The organism is Paenibacillus montanisoli (genome assembly GCF_003268025.1).
In the GTDB taxonomy this organism is placed as follows: Bacteria; Bacillota; Bacilli; order Paenibacillales; family Paenibacillaceae; genus Paenibacillus_Z; species Paenibacillus_Z montanisoli.
In genome coordinates this window covers 1370509-1381869 of sequence record NZ_QLUW01000002.1, presented here as the reverse complement: position 1 = coordinate 1381869, position 11361 = coordinate 1370509, and the positions used below count along the sequence as shown (strand labels likewise).

The 11361-nt window shown below is 52.7% G+C and carries 9 protein-coding genes and 1 rRNA gene; all 10 read left to right on the top strand.

Features of this window, described 5'->3' with window-relative positions:
• Nucleotides 1-228, top strand: a 23S ribosomal RNA gene (locus tag DL346_RS15905); the annotation flags it as partial.
• A 199-nt stretch (nt 229-427) separates the two neighbouring features.
• Nucleotides 428-775 (top strand): Mpo1-like protein, encoded by a 348-nt coding sequence (locus DL346_RS15900; protein ID WP_112883032.1) that lies wholly within the window; start codon nt 428-430, stop codon nt 773-775.
• Between the two features lie 16 nt (nt 776-791).
• Complete coding sequence (locus DL346_RS15895; RefSeq protein ID WP_112883031.1) at nt 792-2036, top strand: MFS transporter; 1245 nt, start codon at nt 792-794, stop codon at nt 2034-2036.
• A gap of 172 nt (nt 2037-2208) precedes the next feature.
• Nucleotides 2209-3999, top strand: coding sequence for an extracellular solute-binding protein (locus DL346_RS15890; RefSeq protein WP_112883030.1), 1791 nt, complete (start codon nt 2209-2211; stop codon nt 3997-3999).
• Between the two features lie 70 nt (nt 4000-4069).
• On the top strand, nt 4070-4987 hold the full coding sequence (locus DL346_RS15885; protein ID WP_112883029.1) for an ABC transporter permease: 918 nt from the start codon (nt 4070-4072) through the stop codon (nt 4985-4987).
• Nucleotides 4988-4999: 12 nt separating this feature from the next.
• The gene (locus tag DL346_RS15880; RefSeq protein ID WP_112883028.1) at nt 5000-5878 is read left to right on the top strand and encodes a carbohydrate ABC transporter permease; all 879 of its coding nucleotides are present in this window, start codon (nt 5000-5002) and stop codon (nt 5876-5878) included.
• Nucleotides 5878-7617: a histidine kinase gene (locus DL346_RS15875; protein ID WP_112883027.1), complete on the top strand. Its 1740-nt coding sequence runs from the start codon at nt 5878-5880 to the stop codon at nt 7615-7617. The genes DL346_RS15880 and DL346_RS15875 overlap by 1 nt, the downstream gene beginning before the upstream one ends.
• On the top strand, nt 7610-9247 hold the full coding sequence (locus tag DL346_RS15870; protein ID WP_112883026.1) for a response regulator: 1638 nt from the start codon (nt 7610-7612) through the stop codon (nt 9245-9247). Before DL346_RS15875 ends, DL346_RS15870 begins: the two co-directional genes overlap by 8 nt.
• Before the next feature lie 75 nt (nt 9248-9322).
• Complete coding sequence (locus DL346_RS15865) at nt 9323-10279, top strand: 3'-5' exoribonuclease YhaM family protein (protein ID WP_112883025.1); 957 nt, start codon at nt 9323-9325, stop codon at nt 10277-10279.
• A 57-nt stretch (nt 10280-10336) separates the two neighbouring features.
• Nucleotides 10337-11323 (top strand): Gfo/Idh/MocA family protein, encoded by a 987-nt coding sequence (locus DL346_RS15860; protein WP_112883024.1) that lies wholly within the window; start codon nt 10337-10339, stop codon nt 11321-11323.
• The last annotated feature ends 38 nt before the right edge of the window (nt 11324-11361 follow it).

Below are 11361 nucleotides of genomic sequence, written 5' to 3'. Positions count from 1 at the left end.
GACCGGGATGGACGCACCGCTGGTGTACCAGTTGTTCCGCCAGGAGCACCGCTGGGTAGCCAAGTGCGGACGGGATAAGCGCTGAAAGCATCTAAGCGTGAAGCCCCCCTCAAGATGAGATTTCCCAATTAGTAAGACCCCTGGAAGACGACCAGGTTGATAGGTTCGAGGTGGAAGCGCAGCAATGCGTGGAGCTGACGAATACTAATCGGTCGAGGGCTTATCCTAGATACTTCGAATAAGCAGCTAAGCAAGAAACCTTCGCAAAGGTTCGTATCCAGTTTTCAAGGCGCAAGCCGCGCATCAAGCATAAATGACCGACCATATATATGGTCGGTTTTTTGTATGCCGATCAAAGGAATTGCACGCTTCCTTGCGAATATATAAAGATGGCAGAAAGCCATCATACAGGAGGAATTAACGGGCGATGACGCAGCAACCAACAACGAAGACCTTTCAATCCTATGAAGAGTTTTGGCCATTCTACTTGTCCCAGCACAGCAAAGCGACGACCCGGGCGTGGCATTTCGTCGGCACGACCTGCGTGATTCTGTGCGTGCTGGCAAGCTTTTTGCTCAAATGGTGGATTTTCTTGCTTGCGCCGGTCATAGCGTACGGACTCGCGTGGTTCAGCCATTTCTTTATCGAAGGCAATAAGCCGGCAACCTTCGGGCATCCGGCATGGTCGCTGCGTGCGGATTTTCGCATGTATGGGTATATGCTGGCAGGCAAGCTGGGGCGCGAACTGAACAAATACGGACTGACTGAAAAATAATCAACTAAACTAGGGGATGCCGCGCGTGTGGAGAAGGATTCAAGGAAACGCTAAAAGCTGCCTGATCTATGAACCGCTCTTTCTTATTCCGTTTAACATGTACATGACCTACGCATCGATCTATATGCTCGAGCTGGGTCTCAATGAAACCCAGATCGGACTCGTCACGTCCATCGGCATGGTCGTACAAATATTTACCGCGCTGATCAGCGGACATCTGACCGATAAAATGGGACGCCGCCGCGCCTTGCTCGTGTACGACCTCGTCAGCTGGAGCGCCGCCGCGTTAATCTGGGCCATATCGCAAAACTTCTGGTTCTTCCTTATCGCGGCGATCGTGAACGCCTTCCAGCGGGTACCGACCACCGCCTGGTACTGCTTGCTTGTTGAAGACACCGACCCGCAGGACCGTTCGATCGTATTCACGATCTTAATGTTCATCGGGGTCATCGGAGGGCTGTTCGCGCCGCTCGGCGGGTTGTTCGTCAGCCAATTCTCGCTTGTTCCCGCCATGCGAATCATGTATGTCATTGCTTTCGCGGGGATGACCCTGATGATGGTCCTGAGGCATTTTAAAGTCCACGAAACCGAAATCGGGCTGAAAAAAATGGAAGAAAGCTCCGAGCTTAGTCTCAAAGATACGATAGCCGAGTACAGAAGCGTACTGAAGCTCATCTTAGCCAATAAACCGCTGATGATTATTTTTGGCGTCTACATCTTGTTTAATTTTCAAATGACGCTGCGCACGACTTACTTGTCCGTGTATTGGGTCGATGCTTTACGCATTAGCGATTCGGTGATTTCCATCTTCCCGGCAATCTCGTCCGCAGCTATGCTTGTATTTCTGTTTTCGGTTACGCCTAGGCTGCAGGAGAGACTTGCTAACCGTTATATGATTTGCGGTTTTATTCTTTCTGCCCTTTCATTTGTTATTTTGCTTACGATCGGGCCTGGGAATATTGCCGCGACGATCGCGAGTACGGTGATGATGGCAATAGGAGGGCTGCTCGCGAGCCCTTATTTGGAATCATCGATCCAGAATGCGATAGACGATCATAATCGAGCCAAAATATTTTCCATTCTCGGTGTGTTGATTCTGGTCTTTACGTTCCCGGCAGGCTTGCTTGGGGGCTGGACCTATGGGATCAATGCCAAAATTCCGCTGCTGTTCATCGCGCTGTCATTTGTCATAAGCGTATGGATGATCATCGGCTATGCCAGGAAAAGCGCGGCGATTCAGCCGGTATCAGCTGGATTATAGCAGCCCAATAAGCAGAACCATGCCGCTCGTTTCACCATGCGTGCATGGTTTTTTTGCGTTTCCATGTCAATGTACAATTTGCGATATGAAGTAAACAATGGAATATATAAACCAAAACTTCACGCCGATATAATTACAGTTGTACCACCACAATAAAGAAGAGGGGTAGAACATGAAACGGTATGTGAAGCTGGCTAAAGGGGTTACGCTATCGCTCGTCATCGGCATGCTGCCGACGCTTGCTGCTTGTTCCGATAACAATAGCGGCGAGACGAACAACGCGGCTGCGAATCAAGCCGCAAACAACGGTGCGACGAAGACCGATGTGCCGCCGAATGAGATTTATAAGCAAAAATTCGATCCTCCGATTACGATTACGACTGCTGTTGTTGATGATGGCGCCTCCAGAGGCAATGCCTTCAAGCCTGGCGAGTCCATGGAAGACAACGTGCATCTTCGCTGGATGAAAGAAAACATGGGGATTGACATCAAGTTCGATTTCATCGTTACGAAGCCGGAAGATTACGATACGAAAATTCGTCTGCTGCTGTCCAGCGGCGGCAAGCTGCCGGACGTATTCGGAGCACCAGGAGACTCGGTGCAAAACCTCATTGACGCGGACAGAGTCATGCCGCTGAACGAAGCAATCGAGAAATACGCGCATCCGGAATTTAAGAAAATCCTCGAGAAATACGATTATGCGCTTGGCGAAGTGAAGCGCGACGGCAAGCTGTACGGCCTCCCGGGCTTCTTCATGGGGGATGAAGGCACAGTCATGTGGATTCGCAAAGACTGGCTGGATACCCTTGGCCTGCAGCCGCCTAAAACGATTGCTGAACTTGAAAACGTTCTCAAGCAGTTCACGGAAAATGATCCGGACGGCAATGGCAAGGCGGACACGTTCGGACTGGCGGTACCTTTGAAAGAAGGCCCGTGGACATGGATGGGGCAAACGGATGCGATCGTCAGCGCATTTACGAAGCAAATGATCAACACATACGATGTTCGCAGCTATTGGAATAAGGGCGACGACGGCAAGCTGAGTTATGGCGCGATTCATCCGGATGCGAAGAAATACTTGGAAACGATGAGAGACTGGATGAGCAAAGGCTACATGGATAAAGAAGCCGGCATCAAGGACCCAATGAAAGCTTCCGAAATGGCTGCAAGCGGCAAGGCGGGCGTGATGTTCGGACCTTTCTGGATGGGCGACTGGCCGCTGAACGACGCGACAAAACTGAATCCGAAAGCGGATTTCCAGCCGTTCCCGCTGCCAGCGGGTCCTGATGGCCTTGTGGGCCGCGCAGAGAAGTCCATTACGGCAGGCTTCACGATGTTCAACAAAGATTTCAAGGGCATTGAAGCGTGGTTCGCCTACTTCAATAAAATCTTCGCGAAAAACTTGGAGCAAGAGGGCGATCCGTACTTCGATCCGCGCTTCAAGGACGGTTACCACGAGGGCTATGATTACGTCAATCTCGACGGCAAAATCATTAAGGGCAACTACAAGGAAGCCGGCGTTCCGGAAGACAAATGGCCGCTTAAAGACGGCAGCCGGATGGATATGCGCTTTATGATCGCAAACGGCATTCTGGGCGGCACGACGACCATTCCGTTCTCGAATGATGAGCCGATCAAGAAATTCCTTGCCGATCCGAATGCCGAGCCGCTGACGACAAGAGAATTCGACGTGAAGCAGATGGTGAAGAAGCAAATTACCGCAGCCGGCGTACGGATGAACCAAGGCATCGAGGAAGGCAAAAACTACTTCACGGGTCCGATGACGGAAACGATGAAATCCAAGGGCGAGCTGCTCAAGAAGCTGGCCACGGAAAGCTACCTGAAGATCATTTACGGCGAGAAGCCGCTCGATTACTTCGATGAATTCACTAAGCAATGGCTGGAGAACGGCGGCGAGAAAATTACCGAAGAAGTAAACGAATGGTACAGCAAAAGTCAATAACAACATGTGGTGACAGGGTTTATAACGGGGGAGAGGCTGCTGCAAGCTGTCGCCGCTCCTCCGTTTTTCTATGCGAAAGGATGGATGCAGTGTGGCGTCATATTGGAGAAAAACATGGCCGTTTCATTTATTGGTGTTGCCTGCGCTAATTCTATGCATCATCTTTCAATACATCCCGCTGTTCGGGGTAGTGATCGCATTTCAGGATTATCAGCCATGGCTCGGCATCAAGAAGTCCGCCTGGGTAGGGCTGACTCACTTCCGTACGCTGTTTGAATATCCGGACAGCAAGCAGGTCATTTGGAATACGCTCATCATTGCCTCGTTCAAGCTGGTCATTAACCTGTTTGTGCCGATCGTGTTTGCATTGCTGCTTAACGAAATCGTGAAAACGTATTTTAAACGGATTTTGCAAACGCTCGTATATTTACCGCATTTCTTGTCTTGGGTTATTCTCGGCGGCATCATGATCGACATCTTATCGACGGATGGCGGCATAGTCAATCGGGTCATCAATGCCTTCGGCGGGCAAAGCATCTTCTTCCTTGGAGATGGGCAGTGGTTCCGGCTTACGGTTATCATCAGCGATGTGTGGAAGGAATTCGGCTTCTCGGCGATTATTTTCCTGGCTACGCTCGTCGGCATCAACCCGGCTTTGTATGAAGCGGCAGAAATTGACGGGGCCACCCGGTGGCAGCAAGTCATTCACATATCGGTACCACTCATTATGCCAATCGTGATCGTCGTTGCTACGCTGTCGCTCGGACGCATTCTGGATGCCGGGTTCGACCAAATCCTGAACTTGTACAATCCGCTTGTCTACTCGCATGGCGACATCATCGATACGTTCGTTTACCGGGTGGGATTGAATAACGGTCAATTCAGCTTTGGCACGGCCGTAGGGCTATTCAAGTCGGTAATCGGCTTTATCCTGATCATTATCAGCTATAGATTGGCTTACAAGCTAGCCAACTACCGCATCTTCTAAGGAGGACCGAAGATGAAATTCCGCTCCCGAAGTTACGCTGCATTTGCGATTTCGAACAACGTTTTCCTTAGTTTGCTGGGATTAATCTGCATCCTGCCGCTCATTCACGTACTTGCGGTATCCTTCAGCTCACGGGCTGCGGCTACAGCCAATATCGTCAATTTCTGGCCGGTCGGCTTCACGCTCGATGCCTATGCCAAGACGCTCGATAACGAAAAATTTCTTACTGCGATGTGGATCGGGGCAGAGCGTACGATCTTGGGCACCATCATCTCCATGGCCGTGATTACGATGGCTTCTTACAGCTTATCGAAAACAAGCATTCGATTCCCGGGCCGTCAAGTGTATACGTGGATCTTTGTTTTTACGATGCTGTTCTCGGGCGGATTGATCCCTTCCTATATCGTAATTAGCAAGCTGCATCTGCTCGATACCATTTGGTCGCTTGTTTTGCCGGGGGCAGTAAGCGTCTGGAACATGATTCTGATGCTCAACTTCTTTCGGACGATTCCGCAGGACTTGGAAGAAGCCGCCTATATTGACGGCGCAGGCCATCTGCGCGTGCTCTGGAGCGTCTATTTGCCCGTCTCGATGCCATCGATCGCAACGCTGTCGCTGTTCACGATGGTCTCGCATTGGAATTCCTGGTTTGACGGCGTCATCTATATGTCCAAGCCGGAAGGCTATCCGCTTGCCTCGTACCTGCATTCCATGATCGTCAGCGATAACTTGTCGCGAATCGGCGTATCGGCCGAATCGATCGCTAATTTCTCGAACCGGACCGTGAAAGCGGCGCAAATTTTTATCGGGGCATTGCCGATTCTGCTTGTGTATCCGTTCCTGCAAAAATATTTCGTGAAGGGAATCGTGCTCGGCTCGGTGAAGTCGTAATGCCGGGCGGCAGAGTCAACATCTTTACCAAGGTTATGATCGTGATCGTCCTTATGCTGGTGCCGATCGTGATGATGTACAATTCCTCCAACAAAATAAGTACGGGCGTCGTGGAACGAGAGCTGCTTCAGGTGAACCTGAACCGGCTCCGTTTCTTTGTCGATCAGATGGATACGGAGGTCGACCGGCTATGGAGAGCGGCCTTCGTGATCGCGAGAGAACCGGATGTCGTGCAGCTGCAGTTTCGCTCTTCGATTGCACCGACCTATTCCTCGCTCGAAGCGAAGAAGCTGCTGCTTGAGAAGCTCGATATGCAGTCGACCACCTTTGCCTGGAGCAACAAGCTGACCATTTACTCGCCGTCCTCAGGCGTAGCCGTATCGACGAATTTGCAGCAGCAGTACGATGAGGCTTACTTTGCTAACGCTGTACAGGACTATTGGGATTACCGGGCTATACAGACCGAAAGGGGAGAAGAGCAGGCGTTCGTGCGCCATTTGATTTTGCCCTTTACCCCGCTCAGCAAGCCGAAAAATCCGAACTTGTATGTCGAGGTAACCTTCTCCTCGGACAATTTGGTCAACATGCTGGAGCGATTCATGGCAGGCAGCGGCGGCATGCCGTTCCTGTATCACCCGGATTTCGAGCCGATCAAGACACGGGACTCGGATCAAAAGCTGATTGAAGAGATGACCGGCCAGTTCGCGGGGATGAGGCACTTTGAAGAAGGCTCCGTGAAGATCACGTTTCACGACGAGCCGTATCTCGTCAATTATGCGGCATCTGCGGCGCTTGACTGGTATTTGGTCGACTTTGTCCCTTTGAAGAAGGTGCTGCAGCCGATCGATCAGAGCAAGCAAATTTTCTATGGAGCCGGCTTGCTCGTGCTCCTACTCGGGGTGGCTTCGGCCGCGCTTCTGTACCGCAACGTCCAGCGTCCCATCTATGATCTCATCCGTGCCGTCAGGTCGCTGCGCCGGGGAGAATACGGCCATCGCATCGAGCGCGACCCGAGGAATGAGTTTCAATATTTGATTGAGCAGTTTAACTTGATGTCAGACGAAATCCGAACGTTGATCGATAAGGTATATAGGGAAGAGCTTCGTGCGAAGGAATCCTCGCTCAAGCATTTGCAGGCGCAAATCAACCCGCATTTTCTCTATAATAATTTTGCCTATATTCAAAGTATGGCGCAGCTGGACCGGACGAAGGCGATTGTCGCCTTCACGCAGCATTTAAGCCAGTATTACCGCTATACGACGCGAACAGAGCAGCAGCTTACGCTGCTTTCGGAAGAGATGGACCTGATCCGAAATTATCTGGAAATACACAAGATGCAGTCGGAACGGCTTCGCTACGATGAACATCTGGAAGAAGGCCTCATGCAGCTGCTCATGCCGCGGCTGCTGCTTCAGCCGTTAGTCGAGAACGCGATCGTGCACGGCATGGAGGGCAAGAAAGGCGAGTTCCATATCGTCATAACCGGCAGCCGCACGGCATCCGGTTACGCGTTTATGGTCGATGATAACGGCTGTGGACTGCGTCCGGATAAACTGGAGTCGCTGCGCGCTTCCCTTCAGCAGTCAAGCGCGGCGAACAGCTTAGGCCTGTGGAATGTGCACCAGCGGCTCCGGCATTATTTTGGCCCGGCTTCCGGTCTCCACTTGGATCACTCGGTACTAGGAGGACTTCGCGTAGGGCTCATTATTGTCACGGAGGGTGGCGATTCCCATGTTTGACGTGCTTATTGTCGACGATATTCCATCACAGGTGGACAGCATTGCTGCGACGATTCCGAAGGATGAGCTTCGGATCGGGCGTATCTATAAAGCGTACTCGGGCGAAGAGGCGCTGGCCATTTTTCGGGAGCATCCGGTTCAGATCATCATTTCCGATATCCGCATGCCGGAGATGAGCGGGATAGAGTTGATCCGCGAAATCAGAAAGACGAACGGGCGGGTGAAAATCATCGTCCTATCGGGCTATGCCGACTTCGAATACGCGCAAAGCATCGTGCCTTACAATACGTCCGGCTATCTGATGAAGCCTGTCAATCCGGAACAGCTCCGCTCCATGCTGGGGAATCTGATCGACGAAATCGAGGGAGAAATAAAAGAGCATACGCAGCAGCAGAGAAGCGTGTATGCCTTCCGCGAGAGCCTGCCGGCGCTCCGCAGCGAGCTGCTGAACAGGCTACTGTGCGATGAGCGCATTCCGGCCGCGGAGCTGGCGCGGAAGCTGTCTCTGCTTGATCTGCCATTCTCTCCGCGGCTGGAAGCGGGCATGTTCATTGTCCGGCTGGAAGGACGGCTGCAGGCGTATAAACGGGTAGATCGTGCGTTAATCGAATATGCGGTCGTGAATATGGCGGAGGAAGTCGTTCGCGATGCGTTTCATCTTTGGTCTTGCCTCGATCAGAACGAATATCTTGTCTTCGTTGCCGCTCCTATTGAGCAGGACACCGGATGCGCAGGCATTTCTGCAAGCTTTGATCGCTTCCGGTTGGATCGACTCGCGGCATCTCTGAAGAAAAAGGCCGAGTCGCTGCTGGGCGGCAGTCTTTCCGTCGCGATAGCCGCCAGCGGCGCCGCTTTTCCGGAAGGGCTTCCGGAGCACTACCGGACGATCGTGAACGGGATCCGGCGGATCGAGGACGGGCGGCACAGCGTGTTTCTGCGCGTGAATGAAAAGCCGGAGCGGGTGGAGATCGGAACCATGATTTCGCTGTATAAACCGCCGCTGCTGCTCCATCTGCTCGATACGGGAGATTGGGCCGGGGCGGAGAAGAAGCTTGGCGCTATTTTCGATGAGTTGAAAAGCGTGCATTACCCGCCGGAGTACGCCAATGAAGCCTACTTCGCCATTGCCGGCGCTTATCAATATATGGCGCACAAGAAAGGGAAGCTGCTGCGCGAGCTTGGCGGATCGACGTTTGGCCTCATGCCGGCGGCACCCTCATTGGCTCAGCTGGAGAAGTGGGCGTTCTTCTTCTTGCGAAGCATCCAAGAATTGTTCGGCGAGCAGGCCGAGAAGCAGAAGTTAGGACTCGTCGACAAGGTGCACAAGTACGTGGAGGAACACATGAACGACGGCTTGTCTTTGCAGTCCGTGGCAGAGCATGTCGGCTTGCACCCGGCCTACTTGTCGCGGGTTTACCGTGCGGAAGCGGGCAATAGCTTAAGCGATTATATTTTGCGCTACCGAATGGAGCTGGCGACGTATTTGCTGCGCAGCAGCGACAAGAAAATCTATGAAATTGCGCAGTCGGTCGGATATCAGGCCGTGCCGCATTTCATCAAGCTCTTTAAAGCGCATGCGAATATGACGCCGCAGGAGTATAGAGCGCGTGCCGTCTTACCGTTCAGCTGACAGCGAAGAGGATTTTACCGTATCCTTCTCGAACATCTAAGAGACTTGTTGTCGAATGGGTGGAGGGAAACGTGCATGACGATTGTCAAAGATATACGGGACGGCGAAGAATTTGTCGGCTTCTATCTCATTAAAGAGTGTGAAGTGAAGCAAACCAACGCGACGCCTCCGAAGGACTTCATGAACGTGGTGCTGTCGGATGCCAGCGGACACGTCGCGGCGAAGCTGTGGGATGCTACGCCGGCGGACAAAGAAAACTTTACGCCGCTTACGCTCGTGAAGGTGCAGGGCGTTGCGCAGCTGTACCGGGAGAAGCTGCAGGTCAAGATTGTCCGGATCCGCAAAACGACGGAGACCGACGGGGTACGTCTGGACGATTTTGTCCGGTCGGCGCCCGTAGCGCCGGACGTATTGCTGGCAGGCATTCATCAGACCAAAGAGAGCATAACGGACCGCGACATACGGGCTGTGGTGGAGTATTGCATTGCGAAGGTCGGCGATAAGCTGATCTCTGCGCCAGCGGCGAAGTCGCACCACCACGCTTATTATGCGGGACTAATTTATCATATTTCGCGCATGCTGGAGCTCGGCGAATTCATCTGCAAGCAGCGGCCGTTCTTGAATGCGGATTTGCTGAAAGCCGGCATTATTTTGCACGACATCGCCAAACCGGCGGAAATGGTATCCGAGCTCGGCATCGTATCGGACTACAGCAATCAGGGCAAATTGATCGGTCATATTTCGCAAGCCTCCCTATGGATCGCGGAAGCTGCGATTAAGCTCGGCATCGACCCGGATTCCGAACGGATGATGGCGCTGCAGCATCTGGTTCTCTCCCATCATAATCTGGGTGAGTGGGGAAGTCCGGTTCAGCCGCAGTTGGCCGAAGCGGTTGCCTTGCACTATATCGATTCGCTTGATGCGAAGCTTCAGATGGTGGAGGACGCTTTCGGCGCAACGGCCGATCACGAAGCGTGGACGGCGCCGATTCGCGGCTTGGAAAATAAGGCTTTTTTGCGTCTGCCTTTTTAAAGCCGGTGCTTCTTGCTACAATAGGGATACATGACAAGCACCCGGAGGATTGCCTTTATGATTAGATTTGGCGTTATCGGCACCAATTGGATTACGGATCATTTCATTGAAGCGGCTGGCGAAATCGAAGGTTTCGCGCTTACCGCCGTCTATTCCAGAACGGAGGAACGCGCTGCGGCTTTCGCCGGAAAGCACGGCATTCCGAATACGTTCACGGACGCGGCGGCCATGGCGGCAAGCGATGTCATCGATGCGGTCTATATCGCATCGCCGACATCCACGCATGCGGAGCAAGCGATTCTCTTCATGAGCAAGGGCAAGCATGTGCTGTGCGAGAAGCCGGCGGCTTCGAATGCCCGCGAGCTGCAGCAGATGATCGAAGCGGCGGAGCGGTATGATGTCGTCTTCATGGAGGCGATGAAGAGCACGCTGCTGCCAGGCTTTCAGGCTGTGGCGGCGAATCTGCCGCAGTTGGGCAAGATACGCCGTTATTTTGCAAGCTACTGCCAATATTCCTCGCGTTACGATGCTTATCGCGCGGGACAAGTCTTGAATGCGTTTAAGCCGGAGTATTCCAACGGGGCGCTGATGGACTTGGGCGTGTACTGCGTCTTCCCGATGATCGTGCTTTTCGGTAAGCCGGAAGAAGTCCGGGCAAGCGGGTATATGCTGGAATCCGGCGTTGACGGGCAAGGGAGCCTGATCGCGAAATACCCGGGGATGGAAGCATCGATCATGTACTCCAAAATTTCGAACTCGTCCTTGCTTGCCGAGATTCAAGGCGAAGAAGGAACGATGACGATCGACAGCATCAATATCCCTCGCAAGGTTCAGATCCATTACCGGGATGGCCGTATAGAGGATGTTTCGAGGCCGACGGATCGTCATACGATGAGTTATGAGGTCGAGGAGTTCATGGAGCTGATTCGCAGCGGAGAGCGGCAATCCAAGCTCAACTCGCATGCGAATTCGCTAGCGGTGATGCAGGTGCTGGATGAGGCGAGAAGACAGCAGGGATTGGTATTCCCCGCTGATTTGCAATAGAAAAGCTGCAGCTTCGGGAGCGGAATGCTCACGAGCTG

Coding starts and splice junctions, on each gene's coding strand:
- DL346_RS15900 (WP_112883032.1), top strand. CDS start 428: ATGACGCAGCAACCAACAACGAAGACCTTTCAATCCTATGAAGAGTTT.
- DL346_RS15895 (WP_112883031.1), top strand. CDS start 792: ATGCCGCGCGTGTGGAGAAGGATTCAAGGAAACGCTAAAAGCTGCCTG.
- DL346_RS15890 (WP_112883030.1), top strand. CDS start 2,209: ATGAAACGGTATGTGAAGCTGGCTAAAGGGGTTACGCTATCGCTCGTC.
- DL346_RS15885 (WP_112883029.1), top strand. CDS start 4,070: ATGCGAAAGGATGGATGCAGTGTGGCGTCATATTGGAGAAAAACATGG.
- DL346_RS15880 (WP_112883028.1), top strand. CDS start 5,000: ATGAAATTCCGCTCCCGAAGTTACGCTGCATTTGCGATTTCGAACAAC.
- DL346_RS15875 (WP_112883027.1), top strand. CDS start 5,878: ATGCCGGGCGGCAGAGTCAACATCTTTACCAAGGTTATGATCGTGATC.
- DL346_RS15870 (WP_112883026.1), top strand. CDS start 7,610: ATGTTTGACGTGCTTATTGTCGACGATATTCCATCACAGGTGGACAGC.
- DL346_RS15865 (WP_112883025.1), top strand. CDS start 9,323: ATGACGATTGTCAAAGATATACGGGACGGCGAAGAATTTGTCGGCTTC.
- DL346_RS15860 (WP_112883024.1), top strand. CDS start 10,337: ATGATTAGATTTGGCGTTATCGGCACCAATTGGATTACGGATCATTTC.